Raw genomic sequence first — 17,578 nt, 5'->3', positions numbered from 1 at the left:
CGGGGCCCGCACACCGTGGGGATGTGCGGGACCCGCCGGCCTGAAATCCCCGCCGTGCGGGGTCAGGAACCGCGCGGCGGGGACGTCCGGGATCTGAGGCACCCTCCCCCCTCGGCGGGTGCCTCGGCTCAACTGCTGCGCCGTGTCACGAACTCGGCAAGGGAGAGCAGACCGCCCGCCGCCTCCGGGTCGGAGACCGCGCGGGACAGTTCGTGCATCGCGCGGGCCATCCGGTCGGCGGCCTGGCCCTGCGCCCACTCCCGCCCCCCGGCCCGGTCCACGGCCAGCGTGGTCCGCTCCAGGTCCTCCTCCGCGTACGGCGCCTCGTACAGCTCGGCCAGCTCCGCGGCCGCCGGGGTGCCCGAGGCGAGCGCCGCGACCACCGGCAGCGACTTCTTGCGGGCGGCGAGGTCCGCGCCGGCCGGCTTGCCGGTGCTGCGCGGGTCGCCCCATATGCCGATCACGTCGTCGATGAGCTGGAAGGCGAGCCCGGCCTCCCGGCCGAACGCGTCCAGCGCCTCGACGTCCTCCCGTACGGCGTCCGCGTACAGCGCGCCCAGGGCACAGGCGCATCCGAGCAGCGCACCCGTCTTGGCCTCGGCCATGGCGAGCACCTCGTCGAGGGTGACGTCCCGCGGTCCGAGCCGTTCCATGGCCGTGTCCGCGTGCTGCCCGGCGCACAGTTCGACGACACAGTCGGCGAGCCGGGCGGCGGCCTGCGCGGACGCCGGATGCGGGTCCTCGGCGAGCAGCCTGAGGGCCAGCGCCTGAAGCGTGTCCCCGGCGAGGATCGCGTCGGCGTCGCCGAACACGGTCCACGCGGTCGGCCGGTGCCGCCGGGTGGCGTCCCGGTCCATCACGTCGTCGTGCAGCAACGTGAAGTTGTGGACCAGTTCCACCGCCGCGGCCGCCCGTACCGCCGCCGCCCGTGCCTCGGGTCCGCCGAGCGCGGCGGCCGCGGTGAGGACGAGCGCGGGGCGGATGGCCTTGCCCGCGTTGCCGGCGGCCGGTGTGCCGTCCGCGTGCTCCCAGCCGAAGTGGTAGCGCGCGACCCGGCGCATGGGCCCGGGCAGCGAGTCGATCGCGGAGCGCAGCTCGGGGTCGACCGACGCCCGGGTGCGCTCCAGGATCTCCGCGGCCTCGTCCCCCTCGGGCCCCGGCGCGCCGGTGGTGGAGTGCTGCTTCGCCTCCCCCATGCAGTCGGCCATGGGATCCCCCTCGGAGAGTCCGCGGTCGGTTGCGCGCGCGCCGGGGTGGCCCGCGCCGCGGCCGGGCGCGTACGACCGGGGTGTACCCGCCCCGAAGGGCGCGGACACGGCCTTCAGGTGCGGAAACGTCACCTCCAGCGGCCGATCTCGACGTTCTCCAGGACGCCGAGCGCGTCCGGCACGAGCACCGCCGCCGAGTAGTAGGCCGTCACCAGGTACTTGATGATCGCCTGCTCATTGATGCCCATGAAGCGCACGGACAGGCTCGGCTCGATCTCGTCCGGGATACCGGCCTGCTGAAGACCGATGACACCCTGCTCGGCCTCGCCGGTACGCATCGCGATGATCGAGGTCGTACGGGCCTCGGTGACCGGGATCTTGTTGCACGGGTAGATCGGCACGCCCCGCCAGGTGGGGATCCGGTTGCCGGCCATCTCGATGGTCTCGGGGACCAGTCCGCGCTTGTTGAGCTCGCGGCCGATCGCGGAGATCGCGCGCGGGTGGGCGAGCAGCAGCTTGGTGCCGCGCCGCCTGCTGAGCAGTTCGTCCAGGTCGTCGGGGCTGGGGACGCCGTCGTGCGGCTGGATCCGCTGGTCGTACTCGCAGTTGTTGAGCAGCCCGAACTCGCGGTTGTTGACGAGTTCGTGCTCCTGGCGCTCCTTCAGCGCCTCGACCGTCAGCCGGATCTGCTGCTCGGTCTGGTTCATCGGCTGGTTGTAGAGGTCGGCCACGCGGGAGTGGATGCGCAGCACGGTCTGGGCGATGCTCAGCTCGTACTCGCGGGGCCTGGCCTCGTAGTCGACGAAGGTGTGCGGGATGTCCGGCTCGCCGTCGTGGCCCGCCGCGAGGTCGATCTCCTTCTCGCCATACTTGTTGGTGCGCTGCGAGGGGATGGAGCGCTGCTCCTGGAGGTGCTCGCGCAGGGTGTCGGTGCGCTCCGCGACCTGCTCGACGGAGTTCCGGGGCAGCGCGAGGACCGTGCACGCGGTGATCGCGCGGGCCGTGTACTCCCAGATGGCGTCGGCGTCCAGCAGCGCCCGGTCGCCCAGGTAGGCGCCGTCGGCCAGGACCCCGAGGGACTCGTCCTCCCCGTACGGGCCGGTGCCGAGCTTCTCCACCCTGCCGTGCGCCAGCAGGAAGACCTCGTCGGTCGGGCTGCCGAACTCGGCGATCACGTCGCCGGGGCCGAACTCACGCTGCTCGCAGCGCCGGGCGAGTTCGGTGAGCACCTCCTCGTCCTCGTACGACCGCAGCGCGGGCAGCTCGCACAGCTCGGCGGGGATCACCTCCACGCGGTCGCCGGTCTTCACGAACGTCACCCGGCCGTCCCCGACGGCGTAGGACAGTCGCCGGTTGACCCGGTACGTACCGCCCTGCACGTTCACCCAGGGCAGCATGCGGAGCAGCCAGCGGGAGCTGATCTCCTGCATCTGAGGTGCGGACTTGGTGGTGGTGGCCAGGTTCCGCGCGGCCGCCGTGCCGAGACTCTGCTGCGGCCGTTCCTGCTCGCTGCGGACCTCTTCGCCTACCGACATAAAGAATTGCCCTCCCGGTCGCGCGGGGCGCCGATGTGCGCCGCGCATCGATGTGCACGGGTAAGCCTTCCAGCACGGACCGTGCCGGTGCTATTACACGAAAGAGCGGGATTGGATCACCACCGACTGGGGCACGTGAGCGATTTCCGTCGAACCCGACACGCGTCCCGAACGGAACGGCCCTGTCCGGATCGGCTCGCACGCTGTGCGAACGAGTAGTCCGGATCGTCCCGTTCCGGTACAAGCAGCGGTACGAGGCGGCCGCGCACGGCGGCCGGCGCGCAGCGCGAAGGAGGCGGTCATGGCCTCACCCATGTCCGCGGGCAGCTTCCTGGCCGTCCTGAGGGCGGAGGGTCTCACCGTCGTCGAGGTCGGCGACTGGGAACATCACAACCGCAACCACAAGGGCCCGTGGGGCCCGGTGCACGGCGTGATGATCCATCACACGGTGACCAAGGGCAGTGCGTACACCGTCGAGCTCTGCCGGGACGGCTACGCGAGCCTGCCGGGGCCGCTGTGCCACGGCGTCATCACCAAGGACGGCAGGGTCCACCTCGTCGGCCACGGCCGCGCCAACCACGCCGGACTCGGCGACGACGACGTCCTGCGCGCGGTGATCGCCGAGAAGGCGCTGCCGCACGACAACGAGTCCAACACCGACGGCAACCGGCACTTCTACGGCTTCGAGTGCGAGAACCTCGGCGACGGCCTGGACCCCTGGCCCGCCGTCCAGCTGGAGGCCATCGAGAAGGCCGCGGCGGCACTGTGCCGACACCACGGGTGGTCGGAGCGGTCGGTCATCGGACACCTGGAGTGGCAACCGGGCAAGGTGGACCCACGGGGCTTCACCATGACCTCCATGCGGGAGCGCGTCCGCGACCGCCTGAAGTAAGCCCACGAGGCACGGACTCGACGTGCGGGCAACTGCCATGAGGGCCCGGCTGCGAGGGGGGGGCGGGCTGAGCGCATCGGCCGGGGCGGCCGGGCTGCGAGGGTGACCGCCGTGGGCACATCGGCGAGGCGGGGCCACGCGGGTGACCGCCGTAGGCGCGTCGGCGGCTGCCCGGCTGTGAGGGCAACCGCCGTGGGGTCCGGTCGTGAGGGCCGCACCGGCGAGGGCCCGGCGGGCGGGCAGCCGCCGTGAACTTCCCCCCTGTGGGGCGGGCAGCGTGGGCGCCGGTGGGCGGGCGCCTGCCGTGCGGCCCCCTCCGTGGAGGCAGGTGGCGTCGGCTCCGGCGTGCCGGCACGTACCGCGCGGCCCCGGCTGCGAGCCTGCCGTCGGGGCACACGACGCGGGCCCTCCCGTCATGGATTGTGCCTGTGGGAAGAACCCGTCCGCCGGGCACGCCGGGGGACGCCGGTGTTCGGGCAACCGCCCAGGGCCCCAGCTGCGCCCCTGCCGCCAGGCCACGGCGCGAGCCCGGCACGAAGAGCACCCGCCGCGCGGCACACAGGGTGAGCGCCTGCGCGGGGCAAACGCCCAAGACCCCGGCCGCGCCCCCGCCGTCAGGCCACGGCACAAGCCCGGCACGAAGAGCACCCGCCGCGCGGCACACAGGGTGAGCGCCTGCGCGGGGCAAACGCCCCAAGACCCCGGCCGCGCCCCTGCCCTCAGGGCACCCGCCGGGGGGACCGGGTGCCCTGAGGGCAGGGGTCGGGTGTGGGGGCGTGCCGCATGGGGTCGCTGTCGGCGGGGACAATGGAGCCGTGACCAGCCTCGACGTCCTGCGGCCGCGACTGCCCTCCCCTTTGCAGGAGCTGTCGGATTCCCGCTTCGAGGGGCAGGGCGTCCGGCTTCTGCTCAAGCGGGACGACCTGATCCACCCGGAACTCGTCGGCAACAAGTGGCGCAAGCTCGCGCCGAACCTCGCCGCGGCGGCCGGCCGTACCGTCGTCACGTTCGGCGGCGCGTACTCCAACCACCTGCGCGCCACGGCCGCCGCGGGCCGCCTCCTGGGCCTGCACACGGTCGGGGTCGTCCGGGGCGACGAACTGGCCGACCGCCCCCTGAACCCCTCCCTCGCCCGGTGCACGGCCGACGGCATGCGACTGCACTTCGTCGACAGATCGACGTATCGCCGCAAGACCGAGCCGCAGACCCTGGCCGCCCTGTTGCGCGCGGCGCACGCCGAGGACGCGTACGTCGTGCCGGAGGGCGGCAGCAACGTGCCGGCCGTACGGGGATGCCGCGCGCTCGGCGAGGAACTGGCCGGTCGGGCGGACGTCGTGGCGATCGCCTGCGGCACCGGCGGCACCCTCGCGGGCCTGGCCGCCGGACTCGCCCCCGACCAGCGAGCCCTGGGCGTCCCCGTCCTCAAGGGCGGCTTCCTGACCACGGGGATACGCGCCCTCCAGGAGCACGCCTTCGGCGGCCCCCGCGGCACCTGGTCCCTGGACGAGCGCTTCCACTTCGGGGGTTACGGCCGTACCCCACCCGAACTCGACGCCTTCGCGCGCGACTTCGAGAGCCGCCACGACCTGCCCGTCGAGCGGCTCTATGTCGCCAAGTTGCTGTACGGACTTGTCGCCCTGGCGCACGAGGGCGCCTTCGCGCGCGGGACGACGGTCGCGGCCGTCGTCACGGGCCGCCCCTTCCCCTGAGCCGCGCGCCTACTGGGTCGCCTCCCGGTAGGCCGCCGCCTCCTCCAGGTCCAGCCTGCGCAGCAGGGTGCGCAGCATCTCGTCGTCGATGTAGCGCCCGTCGCGGAGCTTGACGAAGACACTGCGCTCGGCGCTGATCATCTCGCGGGACAGCCGGCGGTAGGTGTCGTCGACGGTCTCGCCGGTGAGGGGGTTGACCTGCCCGAGGCGCTCCCAGACGGCGTTGCGGCGGCGCTCCAGGACGGTGCGCAGGCGGTCGGCCAGCGGCGGCGGCAGGACGTTGCGCTCGTCGGAGAGGAGGTCGTCCAGGCGGCGTTCGGCGGCCCGGGAGGCCTGGGCCTGGGCGTTGGCCTCGGCGAGCGTCTCGGCCTGCGCGTCGCGGCCCGGGAGCTTCAGGAAGCGGATCAGCGGGGGCAGGGTCAGGCCCTGGAGGACCAGCGTCCCGATGACCGTGGTGAAGGTCAGGAACAGGATGAGATTGCGCTCGGGAAAGGCTCCTTCGCCGTGCGTGGTCAGCGGGATGGAGAAGGCGATGGCCAGGGAGACCACACCCCGCATCCCGGCCCAGGCGATGACGAACGGGGCCTTCCAGCCCGGATCCTCCTCGCGCTCCCTGATCCGCGCCGACAGCAGACGCGGCAGATAGGTCGCCGGGTACACCCACGCGAACCGGGAGACGACCACCACCAGGAAGACGGCGACCGCGTACAGGGCGGCACGGCCTCCCTCGTACTCGCCGAGGCCCTTGAGGATCACCGGGAGTTGCAGTCCGATCAGCGCGAACACCGCGGACTCCAGGACGAAGGCGACCATCTTCCACACGGCCTCCTCCTGGAGGCGGGTCGCGAAGTCGACCTCCCACGCGCGGTGTCCGAGGTAGAGCGCGACGGTGACGACCGCGAGGACACCGGAGGCGTGCACCTGCTCGGCGGCCGCGTACGCGACGAACGGGATGAGCAGGGAGAGCGTGTTCTGCAGCAGCGCCTCCTTGAGGTGGGTGCGCAGCCAGTGCAGCGGCACCATCAGCACCAGCCCGAACCCGATGCCCCCGACCGCCGCGAGCAGGAATTCCCCGATCCCGCCCGCCCAGGTGGCGCCCTCGCCGACGGCCGCCGCCACGGCGACCCGGTAGGCGGTGATCGCCGTGGCGTCGTTCACCAGGGACTCGCCCTGGAGGATCGTGGTGATCCGGGAGGGCAGCCCCACCCGGCGGGCGACCGCCGTCGCCGCGACCGCGTCCGGCGGCGCCACCACCGCGCCCAGTACCAGCGCCGCGGTCAGGGGCAGGTCCGGCACGATCAGGTAGGCGGCCCAGCCGACGGCGAGGGTCGCGAAGAGGACGTACCCGACGGACAGCAGCGCCACCGGCCGCAGTTGCGCGCGCAGGTCGAGGTACGAACTGTCGGTCGCGGCCGTGTACAGCAGCGGCGGCAGGAGCAGCGGCAGCACCACATGGGGGTCGAGGGTGTAGTCGGGGACACCGGGGATGTAGCTGATCACGAGTCCCGCCGTGACCAGCAGCAGCGGCGCGGGCACGGGTGTCCGCCGCGCGGCCGCGGCGATCACCGCGCTGCCCGCCACCAGCAACAGCAGTGGCATCACGTCCATTGGTCCTCGCCCGCCCTCGTTCCTCGTCGCACGCCCACGGTCTTTTGTCCGCGCCGTCCGCACACCCGTCGTAATCTGGCAATCATGAAACAGTGCACGCACGCCGACGCGCTGCCGCACCCGGAACCGGAACCGCTCAGCGAGACCTGTCTGGAGTGTCTGGCGGACGGACAGCACCCGGTACAACTGCGGCTGTGTCTCACCTGTGGCCACGTCGGCTGCTGCGACTCCTCTCCGGGGCGCCACGCCACGGAGCACTACAAGGACTCGGGCCACGAAATCATGCGGACCTTCGAGCCGGGCGAGGCGTGGCGCTGGTGTTTCGTCGACCACGTCCTCGTATGAGCTCGTTCTGTGTGACCCTGTAGGCCCGGAGACGACCACGGATCCGGACGGTTCGACCGCCCGACGCCTGGGTACGTCAACCCGGCGCGCGCTCTTCCCAATTGGGCCCGCAGACCCCCTAGCCACGGAGCGTATCCGTGTGTTTACTATGAGTGACAGCAAGGGGTTGGGGTCCCGGGGACAGGAAAGTTCGGAGCGCGGTAGCGTCACCGCTGAACCACGTATCGCGTTACCCCGGGGGGCGACCCTCGGCCCCGAAAAGCTTGTACCACCTTGGAGGTGAGGGTGTCCCAGATCGCAGGCGAGCCCGCGACCCAGGACTTCGTGGAAGTCCGGCTGCCGGCTGCGGGTGCCTACCTGTCGGTGCTGCGTACGGCCACGGCCGGCCTCGCGGCCCGTTTGGACTTCACCCTCGACGAGATCGAGGATCTGCGCATCGCGGTGGACGAGGCCTGCGCGATCCTGCTTCAGCAGGCCGTGCCGGGCTCCGTGCTCAGCTGCGTGTTCCGCCTCGTCGACGATTCGCTGGAGGTCACCGTCTCCGCGCCGACCACGGACGGTCACGCTCCGTCACGCGACACCTTCGCCTGGACCGTGCTGTCGGCCCTCGCGGGCAAGGTCTCGTCGGCCGTCGACGAGGACAAGACCGTTTCGATCAGCCTCTACAAACAGCGCGGCGCGGGACCCGGGCCGGCGTGAGGAACGGGGACGGGCCGGTGCGGGACGAAGAGCGCGGCACACGGGAGCTGCCGGCCGCCGAAGGCACGGGCGGTCCGAGCACGTCCCGACGCATGGCGGACGGCATCGACGGCATCCCCGAGCAGGCCCGGCCGCATCCGGAGGACGACGCCGGCACCACGGCGGCGGACTTCCCGGACGGCGGGCAGCGAGAACGGGAAGGTGCCGTGCAGAGCACTCCTCTGGACGGACGGATCGGGGTCACCCCTGTCCGAGCCGAGGCGAGGGCTCGGGGAAGGGCTACGGGCGGGACGATGAGCGAGCACGAGCGAAACTCCGAGGACGACGCGACGGGCGCGCAGCGTGTGCAGGTCACGCGGCACGACCCTCAGGACCGCAGCGGTGCGCGCGCCAAGTTCGTCGAGCTGCGCGCCCTGAAGGAGGGCAGCCCGGAGTACGCGGAGCTGCGCAACCAGCTGGTCCGGATGCACCTGCCGCTCGTGGAGCACCTCGCGCGCCGCTTCCGCAACCGCGGCGAGCCGCTGGACGACCTCACCCAGGTCGCCACCATCGGCCTGATCAAGTCGGTCGACCGCTTCGATCCGGACCGCGGCGTGGAGTTCTCCACATACGCGACCCCGACGGTCGTCGGTGAGATCAAGCGGCACTTCCGCGACAAGGGCTGGGCGGTGCGGGTACCGCGGCGCCTCCAGGAGCTGCGCCTGGCCCTGACCACGGCCACCGCCGAGCTGTCCCAGCAGCACGGCCGCTCGCCCACGGTGCACGAACTGGCCGAGAAGCTGGCCATCTCGGAGGAGGAGGTCCTGGAGGGCCTGGAGTCCGCCAACGCGTACTCCACGCTGTCCCTGGACGTCCCCGACACCGACGACGAGTCCCCCGCGGTCGCCGACACCCTCGGCGCGGAGGACGAGGCGCTGGAGGGCGTCGAGTACCGCGAGTCGCTCAAGCCGCTCCTGGAGGACCTGCCCCCGCGCGAGAAGCGGATCCTGCTGCTGCGCTTCTTCGGCAACATGACCCAGTCGCAGATCGCGCAGGAGGTCGGGATCTCGCAGATGCACGTCTCGCGCCTGCTGGCCCGCACCCTGGCCCAGCTCCGCGAGAAGCTGCTGGTGGAGGAGTAGCCCGACCCGCGGGCCACTCCCCCGGTACGGGACTACCGGTTCGGTTCCTGCGGACGACCGGGCCCTCGGATCCCCAGGGCCTCGGTCGTCGCCGGGTTGACCAGCAGGACCAGGGAGGCGATCGCGACCGCAGCGAGCGCGATCCCGGCCGGAATCGCGATGCTGTCGGCCTGCAGCAGGTTGTAGGCCACCGGCAGCGCCATGATCTGAGTGATGACGGCCGGCCCCCGGCTCCAGCTGCGCCGGCCCAGCAGTCCGCGCGCGGCGAGCAGCGGCAGCAGCGCGAGCACGATCAGGGTGACACCCGCGGTGACGGCGGACCGCCGGTCGTCCGGCTCCCCCGTGAAGCCCTCCACGAGCATCCAGGCGCCCCCGACGACCAGCGCGAGCCCTTCGCACGCGGCCAGCGCGGCGGCGTACGTCAGGCGCCGCGGGCGCGGACCGGCGGATTCGGCAGTGGTGGGAGTCTGCTCGCTGCTCACCCCAGCAGCGTAGCCCTCACCGGGGGACGCCCCCTCGGCCAGGCACCGGTGACGCGGCTGTGCACCGTGAGGTTGACCGACACCTCCGTGTCGAGGTTCACGCAGGGAAGTCTTACGTGATCCCTACCTCGGCCTGTGCCCGGTACCACCCAGTAGGTACCCTGCAACTCATGCGTGCACTTCTCGTGGTCAATCCGGCGGCAACCACCACAAGCGCACGTACGCGCGATGTATTGATCCACGCGCTCGCGAGCGAGATGAAACTCGAGGCGGTCACCACCGAGTACCGCGGCCACGCGCGCGACCTGGGTCGGCAGGCGGCGGAGAGCACGGACATCGATCTGGTCGTCGCCCTCGGCGGCGACGGCACCGTCAACGAGGTCGTCAACGGCCTCCTGCACGCGGGCCCCGCCCCGGAGCGACTGCCCGGCCTCGCCGTGGTCCCCGGCGGCTCCACCAACGTCTTCGCCCGCGCCCTCGGCCTGCCCAACGACGCCGTGGAGGCCACCGGCGCCCTGCTGGACGCCCTGCGCCAGGGCAGCGAACGGACGGTCGGACTGGGTCTGGCCTCGGGCACCCCGGGCACGGAGGACGAGGCCGTACCGGCGCGCTGGTTCACCTTCAACGCGGGACTCGGCTTCGACGCCGGCGTGGTCGGACGCGTGGAGCAGCAGCGCGAGCGCGGCAGGAAATCCACCCATGCCCTCTACGTCCGCCAGGCGCTGCGCCAGTTCTTCGGGGAGGCGCACCGCCGGCACGGGACGATCACGCTGGAGCGACCGGACGTGGAGCCGGTGACCGATCTGGTCCTTTCCATAGTCTCGAACACCTCTCCATGGACCTTCCTCGGCAATCACCCGATGTACGCGTCGCCTAAGGCCTCGTTCGATAAAGGCCTCGACGTACTCGGTCTCAGCCGTATGACGACGACCGCGGTTGCCCGGTATGGCACCCAGTTGCTCACTTCGTCCCCCGAGCGCGGCCCCCATGGCAAGCACGCGGTCTCCCTGCACGACCTGGACCGGTTCACCTTGCATTCGAAGGTGCCGCTCCCCCTCCAGATGGACGGCGACCACCTCGGGCTGCGTACCAGCGTGACGTTCACAGGCGTACGCCGTGCACTGCGTGTGATTGTGTGAGCAGAAGGGGCTAAAGTCCTTTCACTCGAACGTTTAGGCCAGGATCCACCCCATGGAAGTACGGCTGTGACCTAGTCGACACCGAGGAATCAAAAAAAACTTTCCAGAAGGGGTTGTATCCGCCGCTGAGGTTTGCGAGTCTCTACGTGGCGATCGGGGCGGCCCGCAACACCGGCCCCCACAAGATCACCGGAACCCCTCTTCACTCACAGGACCACGCTGGCGCGTCCGGCGTTCGGCCCTTCACTTGTTGAGGGATTCGTGAAAGCGTTCACATTCACAAGCAACGTGCATGTAATACCAAGGAGAGGTAGCAGCCATGGACTGGCGTCACAACGCCGTTTGCCGCGAGGAAGACCCCGAGCTCTTCTTCCCCATCGGCAACACCGGTCCTGCGCTGCTGCAGATCGAGGAAGCCAAGGCCGTCTGCCGTCGCTGCCCCGTTATGGATCAGTGTCTGCAGTGGGCGCTCGAGTCCGGTCAGGACTCCGGCGTCTGGGGTGGTCTCAGCGAGGACGAGCGTCGCGCCATGAAGCGCCGTGCCGCCCGCAACCGGGCCCGTCAGGCCTCCGCCTGACACACCCACCCCACCAAGCCTGAGCTTGGCGGCGCGTACACCGCGTACGCTTCTCCCGCCCCCGAGCCGCAGCGCGCAGTACCCCCGATGCGCGGCGAATGCCGGCAACGAGCATATGGAGCCCCAGCCCCCTGAACGGGCTGGGGCTCTTTGCTGTTTCTGTGCGCGCACTATTTCTGTGCGCGCACGGGAATGTCCAGGATCACCCGGGTCCCCCGCTCCGGTGCCGGGACCATGTCGAAGGTGCCACCCAACTCGCCCTCCACCAGCGTCCGTACGATCTGGAGGCCGAGGTTGCCCGCGGTGTGCGGGTCGAAGCCCTCCGGCAGGCCGACGCCGTTGTCCTGGACGGTGACCAGGAGGCGGGCCTCCTTGGTGGTGCCGCCGCGGACCGCGGAGACCTCGACGGTGCCGGTCTCGCCCTCGCGGAAGCCGTGTTCGAGGGCGTTCTGCAGGATCTCGGTCAGCACCATCGACAGCGGGGTGGCGACCTCGGCGTCCAGGATGCCGAAGCGGCCGGTGCGCCGGCCGGTGACCTTGCCCGGGGAGATCTCGGCGACCATCGCCAGCACACGGTCGGCGATCTCGTCGAACTCGACGCGCTCGTCCAGGTTCTGGGAGAGCGTCTCGTGCACGATCGCGATCGAACCGACCCGTCGTACCGCCTCCTCCAGGGCTTCGCGGCCGCGATCGGACTCGATGCGCCGGGCCTGGAGCCTCAGGAGGGCCGCCACCGTCTGGAGGTTGTTCTTCACGCGGTGGTGGATCTCCCGGATGGTCGCGTCCTTGGTGATCAACTCGCGCTCGCGGCGGCGCAGTTCGGTGACGTCACGCAGCAGGACCAGCGAACCGATGCGCGTGCCCTTGGGCTTGAGCGGAATGGCCCTGAACTGGATGACTCCGTCGCCGGACTCGATCTCGAACTCGCGCGGCGCCCAGCCGCTGGCGACCTTGGCGAGCGCCTCGTCCACCGGCCCGTGGGTCGGGGCGAGTTCGGCGGTGGTCATGCCGAGGTGGTGGCCGACGAGGTCGGCGGCGAGGCCGAGGCGGTGGTAGGCGGACAGCGCGTTCGGGGAGGCGTACTGGACGAGACCGTCCGCGTCGAGGCGGATCAGGCCGTCGCCGACGCGGGGCGAGGCGTCCATGTCGACCTGCTGGTTCGCGAACGGGAAGGCGCCGGCCGCGATCATCTGCGCGAGGTCCGAGGCGCTCTGGAGGTAGGTGAGCTCCAGGCGGCTGGGGGTGCGCACGGTCAGGAGGTTGGTGTTGCGCGCGATGACACCGAGGACGCGTCCCTCCCGTCGTACCGGGATCGACTCGATGCGGACCGGGACCTCCTCGCGCCACTCCGGGTCGCCCTCGCGCACGATCCGGCCCTCGTCGAGCGCGGCGTCCAGCATGGGGCGGCGGCCGCGCGGGACCAGGTGGCCGACCATGTCGTCCTGGTAGGAGGTGGGGCCGGTGTTGGGCCGCATCTGGGCGACGGAGACATAGCGGGTGCCGTCGCGGGTGGGGACCCACAGGACGAGGTCGGCGAAGGAGAGGTCGGAGAGCAGCTGCCACTCCGAGACCAGCAGATGGAGCCACTCGAGGTCGGAGTCGTCGAGGGCGGTGTGCTGGCGGACCAGTTCGTTCATGGAGGGCACGTGTGCGAGCGTACCTGGGGGTATGTGGACGTCCTAAAACACGGGGCCCGCGGGCGCCCTGAGAACTGTGCCGAAAGCACCCGCGGGCCGCGGCGCCTGGGAGGGACCCTCAGCCCTCCCGGCACCGCAGCCCGGAGCAACATCGGCCGCGGGGTGTGCGGTCCCGGTCGGCCGAGGATGAGGATCCGGCGCAGTCAGGGCAGAGAGCTCCGGCTCCTCGTCCGTCCTCCTGTGCGGGGAGGACGGAAGTCTGTGCGTTTTCAGTTCTCTTGACGATTGTGGACTAGACCACTGGGGTGTGTCCATGCGTTGGAGGCTGTTTGTTGTTGGGACTTTCCCCGTCGCGCTCCACCTATTAGGACGCCCTAGCATCCTTCACGCAGCCTAACGCGTGTGGGTTCATGTGCGGGGCCAGATGGCCATGGCAATTTCCACGAGCGCCTCCAGATCCGTACGGCTCGCGCCGTCGCGCGCCTGCTGGGACATGCCCTGGATCATGGCCCCGACATGCCGGGCGAGGGCGGCGGCGTCGGTACCGGCCGGCAGTTCACCGGCGGCGATGTCGGCCCTGATACGGCTCTCGAACGCGGCGATGTTGGCGTTGCGCCGCTCCCGCAGGGACTGTTCGACCTCGGGCGTCGAGCAGTTGGTGGCCGCGTGGACGACGAGACAGCCGTAGGGGTGCGCCGGGTCGGTGTACTCGGCGGCCGCCTCGCGCAGCGTGCGTTCGACGGCGGCGCGGGCGGTGGGCTCCTCGGCGAGGGCGCGGTCACCGAAGGAGCCGTACTTCACGCCGTACTCCCGGACGACCTCCTCGAACAGTGAGCGCTTGTCGCCGAAGGCCGCGTAGAGGCTCGGGGCGCCGATGTCCATGACGCGGGTGAGGTCCGAGACGGACGTGGCCTCGTAGCCGTGCTCCCAGAAGGCGAGGAGGGCCTTCTCCAGCGCCGTGGCGCGATCGAAGGAGCGCGGTCGGCCACGGGGCTTGGGTGCGGTTCCGACCTGCGCCTTCGTACCCTCGCTGCTCACCATGGAGTGAATTGTATAGCGGGTGCTAGAGAAATGTCCGCGGCCTGCTGTACGGTCTTTTCTGTAGCGACCACTAGGTAAATGCGAAGGGGGCGCCGACATGGGCGTGCTTGCGGGCAGGACGGCTCTGGTCACGGGAGCGAGCAGGGGCATCGGGCGAGGGATCGCCGAGCGGCTCGGGCAGGACGGCGCCCGGGTCGGGGTGCACTACGGCAGGAACGAGACGGCGGCGAAGGAGACGGTGGCCGCCATCGAGGCGGCGGGCGGCTCGGCCTTCACGATCGGGGTGGAACTGGGGCTGCCGGGCGACGCCGAGGCCCTCTGGGCGGAGTTCGACCGGCACGCGGACGGACTGGACATCCTGGTGAACAACGCGGGGATCGGAAACACCCGGCCCATCGAGGAGATCGACGAGAAGGAGTACGACGCGGTCTTCGCGGTGAATGTGAAGGCACCGTTCTTCCTGGTCAAGCACGGCATGACACGGCTGCGCGACGGCGGCCGGGTCATCAACGTCTCCTCGGGGCTGGCCCGGACCGCCGCGATGCCGAACAACATGGCGTACGCCATGACCAAGGGCGCGCTGGACGTCCTCTCCCGTGACCTGTCCAAGGTGCTGGGCTCGCGGAGGATCACCGTGAACTCGGTGGCGCCGGGCGTCATATACACCGACAACACCCATGACCTGCTGCACGCGAGCGAGGACGCGTGGGAGGAGATCGCGTCGCTGTCCGCGCTGGGCGGAGTGGGGGACACGGCCGACGTGGCCGACGTGGTGGCGTTCCTGGCGTCGGATGGAGGCCGGTGGATAACCGGTAGCTGGGTGGATGTGACCGGAGGTTCGCTGACCTAGGGACCGGGGCGCGCGATGCCCGGGGCGAGCGGCGTGCGCGCCGAGGCTTTTCGGTCATCTGCGGGACACCCGGCAGACCTGGGAGGCAGGGCACGGTTCTGTTAGATTGGAGGCTGGATTGGTCTAAACCACATACACCGTGCAGCCCCTTGAGAACGGCAGGCCCAGCGTGGAAGTTGTCATCGTTCCGGATGCCAGGTCGGGCGGCGAGCTGATCGCCGAGGCCATGGCGCAGCTGCTCCGGCGCAAGCCCGACGCCCTGCTCGGCGTGGCGACCGGCTCGACACCGCTGCCCGTCTACGAAGCGCTGGCGTCGAAGGTCCGTTCCGGTGCCGTGGACGTCTCGCGGGCGCGGATCGCGCAGCTCGACGAATATGTGGGGCTGCCCGCCGACCATCCGGAGTCCTACCGTTCGGTGCTGCGACGCGAAGTGCTGGAGCCGCTCGGGGTCGGGATGGACGCCTTCCTCGGTCCCGACGGCACGGCCGAGGACGTGCGGGGGGCGTCCCAGGCATACGACAGGGCGCTGGCCGAGGCCGGTGGGGTCGATCTCCAGCTGCTGGGGATCGGGACCGACGGACACATCGGGTTCAACGAACCGTGTTCCTCGCTGGCCTCACGGACCCGGATCAAGACCCTGACCGAGCAGACCCGGATCGACAACGCGCGCTTCTTCGACGGTGACATCGAGCAGGTGCCCCACCACGTCATCACCCAGGGCATCGGCACGATCCTGGAGGCGCGGCACCTGGTCCTCCTCGCGACCGGCGAGGGCAAGGCCGACGCGGTCGCCGCGACCGTCGAGGGGCCGGTCGCCGCGGTGTGCCCGGCCTCGGCACTCCAGCTCCACCCGCACGCCACGGTCGTGGTGGACGAGGCCGCCGCGTCCAAGCTGAAGCTGGCGGACTACTTCCGCCATACCTTCGCCAACAAGCCGGACTGGCAGGGAATCTAGTTCCGTCTCGTCGTCATCCTGCTGCGTCGGCGCAACAGCGCCACCACGAACGTCGACGGGCTCCTCGTCGAGCAGGCGCGACGTCTCCAGGCGGGGCAGGAGCGCGCGGTCCACCGGGCCGGCGCTGTGGACGGCACGACACTGCGGAACCAGTACCGGCCCTGGCCGATACCGGCCCGGCTGCGGTCCCGGCTGTGGCTGCGGCCACTTCGCTCCCGGACACGCCGACGGCGCCGGTCCGCGGGGAGGGGCCGGCGCCGTCGGTGTGTGCGTCACCGGCCGACGATGACCTCCGCCGCCGCGCGTCCGCACACCCGAGCCGCGCCGTGCGTGGCGATGTGGAGGGCACCGCGGGGGGTGGCCTGGGGCAGGCCCATCTCGACGATGACCGTGTCGGGACGGGCCGCGAGGAGGGTGTCGAGGGCCGCGGCCATCCAGGGGTGGCGGTGTTCGTCGCGGACGACGGCCACGATCCGGCGCGGGCCCGCCGCCGCGAGGGCCGCGGTTCCCGCATCGTCGCCCGCGTAGCTGCCGGTCTCGGTGCCGGGCAGGAGACGGGCCAGTTCGGCGGCGACGCCCCAGGGTGTCTCGTCGCCGACGGCGATGTTGGCGACCGGGGTGAGGGCGACGACGTAGGGGGCTTCGGTGAGGGGGGTGAAGGAACCCGCGCCGGTGGAGCCGTCGGTGACGCCGAGGGCGCGGCGGGCCGCGCGCAGGCCGACGTCGTCGCCCGCGTGACTGCCGGTCTCGGTGGTGGCGGCGGTCCTCGTCCAGCGGGCCAGGGCGCGGACGCGTTCCGCCGCGTCGGCCAGGCGGGATTCGGGGAGTTCGCCGGAGCGTACGGCCAGGACCAGGGCGTCGCGCAGGCGGCGTACCGTCTCGTCGTCCGCCAGGCCGCCGCCCACGCAGATGGCGTCGGCGCCGGCCGCGAGGGCGAGGACGCTGCCGCGTTCGATGCCGTAGGTGCCGGCGATGGCCTGCATCTCCATGCCGTCGGTGACGATGAGGCCGTCGTAGCCGAGTTCGCCGCGGAGCAGTTCGGTGAGGATGCGGCGGGACAGCGTGGCCGGGTGGTCCGGGTCCAGGGCGGGGACCAGGATGTGGGCGGTCATCAGGGCGCGGGTGCCCGTGTCGATCGCCGCGCGGAACGGGGTGAGTTCGCGTGCCGCGAGGACGGCGGCCCGGGCGTCGATGCGCGGCAGGGCGTGGTGGGAGTCGACCGCGGTGTCGCCGTGACCGGGGAAGTGCTTGGTGCAGGCGGCGACCCCGGCCGACTGGAGGCCGGTGACGTAGGCGGCGGTGTGCCGGGCGACCAGGTCGGGGTCGGCGCCGAAGGAGCGGACGCCGATGACCGGGTTGGACGGGTTGGAGTTCACGTCCGCCGACGGGGCCCAGTTGAGGTTGACCCCGCAGGCCGCGAGGCGGCGGCCGAGTTCCGCGGCCACCTCGCGGGTGAGCGCCACGTCGTCCACGGCGCCGAGCGCGTTGTTGCCGGGGAAGCTGGAGCCCGTGCGCACCTCCAGGCGCGTCACGTCGCCGCCCTCCTCGTCGATGGCGACCAGGACGTCCTCGCGTTCGGCGCGCAGCTGGGCGGTGAGGGAGGCCAGTTGTTCGGGCGAGGCGATGTTCCGGCCGAACAGGCCGACCGAGGCGAGGCCCTCGCCGAGGCGCCGCAGCAGCCAGTCGGGGGCGGTGGTTCCGGGGAAGCCGGGCTGGAGCACGGTGAGCGCGTCGCGGGTCAGGGTGTCGGTACCGCTGGCGAAAGTCGTCATCGGGGGGC

The 17,578-nt window shown here is 71.3% G+C and carries 16 protein-coding genes; 9 read left to right on the top strand and 7 right to left on the bottom strand.

The window, feature by feature from the left end; translation table 11 throughout:
- Positions 1 to 128 precede the first annotated feature (128 nt).
- Positions 129 to 1,208 carry a family 2 encapsulin nanocompartment cargo protein polyprenyl transferase gene (locus K4B79_RS13335; protein ID WP_232026734.1) on the bottom strand — a complete coding sequence of 360 codons (1,080 nt, stop codon included), beginning with the start codon at positions 1,206 to 1,208 and terminating at the stop codon, positions 129 to 131.
- A 128-nt stretch (positions 1,209 to 1,336) separates the two neighbouring features.
- Positions 1,337 to 2,743 (bottom strand): family 2B encapsulin nanocompartment shell protein, encoded by a 1,407-nt coding sequence (locus tag K4B79_RS13330; RefSeq protein WP_232026733.1) that lies wholly within the window; start codon positions 2,741 to 2,743, stop codon positions 1,337 to 1,339.
- 301 nt (positions 2,744 to 3,044) lie between these two features.
- Between K4B79_RS13330 and K4B79_RS13325 the strand changes: the two genes are divergently transcribed.
- Complete coding sequence (locus K4B79_RS13325; protein WP_232026732.1) at positions 3,045 to 3,635, top strand: N-acetylmuramoyl-L-alanine amidase; 591 nt, start codon at positions 3,045 to 3,047, stop codon at positions 3,633 to 3,635.
- A gap of 815 nt (positions 3,636 to 4,450) precedes the next feature.
- Positions 4,451 to 5,344 (top strand): 1-aminocyclopropane-1-carboxylate deaminase/D-cysteine desulfhydrase, encoded by an 894-nt coding sequence (locus K4B79_RS13320; RefSeq protein ID WP_232026731.1) that lies wholly within the window; start codon positions 4,451 to 4,453, stop codon positions 5,342 to 5,344.
- A 9-nt stretch (positions 5,345 to 5,353) separates the two neighbouring features.
- Here the strand turns inward: K4B79_RS13320 and K4B79_RS13315 are convergent, their stop codons facing one another.
- A complete protein-coding gene (locus tag K4B79_RS13315) occupies positions 5,354 to 6,952 on the bottom strand; it encodes a Na+/H+ antiporter (protein WP_232026730.1) in 1,599 nt (532 codons plus the stop codon).
- Between the two features lie 84 nt (positions 6,953 to 7,036).
- On the opposite strand from K4B79_RS13315, the gene K4B79_RS13310 reads away from it, so the two are divergent.
- The 3 genes from K4B79_RS13310 (at position 7,037) to K4B79_RS13300 (ending at position 9,117) form a co-directional block, all read left to right on the top strand.
- Positions 7,037 to 7,297 carry a UBP-type zinc finger domain-containing protein gene (locus K4B79_RS13310; RefSeq protein ID WP_232026729.1) on the top strand — a complete coding sequence of 87 codons (261 nt, stop codon included), beginning with the start codon at positions 7,037 to 7,039 and terminating at the stop codon, positions 7,295 to 7,297.
- Positions 7,298 to 7,582: 285 nt separating this feature from the next.
- Positions 7,583 to 7,996, top strand: coding sequence for an anti-sigma regulatory factor (locus tag K4B79_RS13305; protein ID WP_004925829.1), 414 nt, complete (start codon positions 7,583 to 7,585; stop codon positions 7,994 to 7,996).
- Between the two features lie 17 nt (positions 7,997 to 8,013).
- Positions 8,014 to 9,117, top strand: coding sequence for an RNA polymerase sigma factor SigF (locus tag K4B79_RS13300; protein WP_232026728.1), 1,104 nt, complete (start codon positions 8,014 to 8,016; stop codon positions 9,115 to 9,117).
- Between the two features lie 32 nt (positions 9,118 to 9,149).
- Here the strand turns inward: K4B79_RS13300 and K4B79_RS13295 are convergent, their stop codons facing one another.
- Complete coding sequence (locus K4B79_RS13295) at positions 9,150 to 9,599, bottom strand: hypothetical protein (protein WP_232026727.1); 450 nt, start codon at positions 9,597 to 9,599, stop codon at positions 9,150 to 9,152.
- A 170-nt stretch (positions 9,600 to 9,769) separates the two neighbouring features.
- Between K4B79_RS13295 and K4B79_RS13290 the strand changes: the two genes are divergently transcribed.
- Together K4B79_RS13290 and K4B79_RS13285 are read left to right on the top strand one after the other, a co-directional pair.
- Positions 9,770 to 10,738 carry a diacylglycerol/lipid kinase family protein gene (locus K4B79_RS13290; RefSeq protein WP_232026726.1) on the top strand — a complete coding sequence of 323 codons (969 nt, stop codon included), beginning with the start codon at positions 9,770 to 9,772 and terminating at the stop codon, positions 10,736 to 10,738.
- Positions 10,739 to 11,057: 319 nt separating this feature from the next.
- A complete protein-coding gene (locus K4B79_RS13285) occupies positions 11,058 to 11,315 on the top strand; it encodes a WhiB family transcriptional regulator (RefSeq protein ID WP_006142322.1) in 258 nt (85 codons plus the stop codon).
- Between the two features lie 170 nt (positions 11,316 to 11,485).
- Here K4B79_RS13285 and K4B79_RS13280 read toward each other — a convergent pair whose 3' ends face one another.
- The gene (locus tag K4B79_RS13280) at positions 11,486 to 12,952 is read right to left on the bottom strand and encodes a sensor histidine kinase (RefSeq protein ID WP_232026933.1); all 1,467 of its coding nucleotides are present in this window, start codon (positions 12,950 to 12,952) and stop codon (positions 11,486 to 11,488) included.
- 408 nt (positions 12,953 to 13,360) lie between these two features.
- Positions 13,361 to 13,993 (bottom strand): TetR/AcrR family transcriptional regulator, encoded by a 633-nt coding sequence (locus K4B79_RS13275; RefSeq protein WP_232026725.1) that lies wholly within the window; start codon positions 13,991 to 13,993, stop codon positions 13,361 to 13,363.
- Between the two features lie 97 nt (positions 13,994 to 14,090).
- Between K4B79_RS13275 and K4B79_RS13270 the strand changes: the two genes are divergently transcribed.
- Entirely contained in the window at positions 14,091 to 14,843 is a 753-nt protein-coding gene (locus K4B79_RS13270; protein ID WP_232026724.1) for an SDR family oxidoreductase, read from the top strand.
- 169 nt (positions 14,844 to 15,012) lie between these two features.
- Positions 15,013 to 15,798, top strand: a complete 786-nt coding sequence (nagB, locus tag K4B79_RS13265) for a glucosamine-6-phosphate deaminase (protein ID WP_232026723.1) — start codon at positions 15,013 to 15,015, stop codon at positions 15,796 to 15,798.
- 272 nt (positions 15,799 to 16,070) lie between these two features.
- On the opposite strand, the gene K4B79_RS13260 is transcribed toward nagB, so the two are convergent.
- Positions 16,071 to 17,570 (bottom strand): glycoside hydrolase family 3 protein, encoded by a 1,500-nt coding sequence (locus tag K4B79_RS13260; protein ID WP_232026722.1) that lies wholly within the window; start codon positions 17,568 to 17,570, stop codon positions 16,071 to 16,073.
- Positions 17,571 to 17,578: the final 8 nt, after the last annotated feature.

The organism is Streptomyces lincolnensis, from assembly GCF_021173675.1.
In the GTDB taxonomy this organism is placed as follows: domain Bacteria; phylum Actinomycetota; class Actinomycetes; order Streptomycetales; family Streptomycetaceae; genus Streptomyces; species Streptomyces lincolnensis_B.
Note: the sequence above shows the minus strand (reverse complement) of the source record. Positions and strands in the feature narration are given on the sequence as shown.

Coding starts and splice junctions, on each gene's coding strand:
- K4B79_RS13260 (WP_232026722.1), bottom strand. CDS start 17,570: ATGACGACTTTCGCCAGCGGTACCGACACCCTGACCCGCGACGCGCTC.
- K4B79_RS13315 (WP_232026730.1), bottom strand. CDS start 6,952: ATGGACGTGATGCCACTGCTGTTGCTGGTGGCGGGCAGCGCGGTGATC.
- K4B79_RS13285 (WP_006142322.1), top strand. CDS start 11,058: ATGGACTGGCGTCACAACGCCGTTTGCCGCGAGGAAGACCCCGAGCTC.
- K4B79_RS13325 (WP_232026732.1), top strand. CDS start 3,045: ATGGCCTCACCCATGTCCGCGGGCAGCTTCCTGGCCGTCCTGAGGGCG.
- K4B79_RS13310 (WP_232026729.1), top strand. CDS start 7,037: ATGAAACAGTGCACGCACGCCGACGCGCTGCCGCACCCGGAACCGGAA.
- K4B79_RS13280 (WP_232026933.1), bottom strand. CDS start 12,952: ATGAACGAACTGGTCCGCCAGCACACCGCCCTCGACGACTCCGACCTC.
- K4B79_RS13330 (WP_232026733.1), bottom strand. CDS start 2,743: ATGTCGGTAGGCGAAGAGGTCCGCAGCGAGCAGGAACGGCCGCAGCAG.
- K4B79_RS13270 (WP_232026724.1), top strand. CDS start 14,091: ATGGGCGTGCTTGCGGGCAGGACGGCTCTGGTCACGGGAGCGAGCAGG.
- K4B79_RS13335 (WP_232026734.1), bottom strand. CDS start 1,208: ATGGCCGACTGCATGGGGGAGGCGAAGCAGCACTCCACCACCGGCGCG.
- K4B79_RS13290 (WP_232026726.1), top strand. CDS start 9,770: ATGCGTGCACTTCTCGTGGTCAATCCGGCGGCAACCACCACAAGCGCA.
- K4B79_RS13275 (WP_232026725.1), bottom strand. CDS start 13,993: ATGGTGAGCAGCGAGGGTACGAAGGCGCAGGTCGGAACCGCACCCAAG.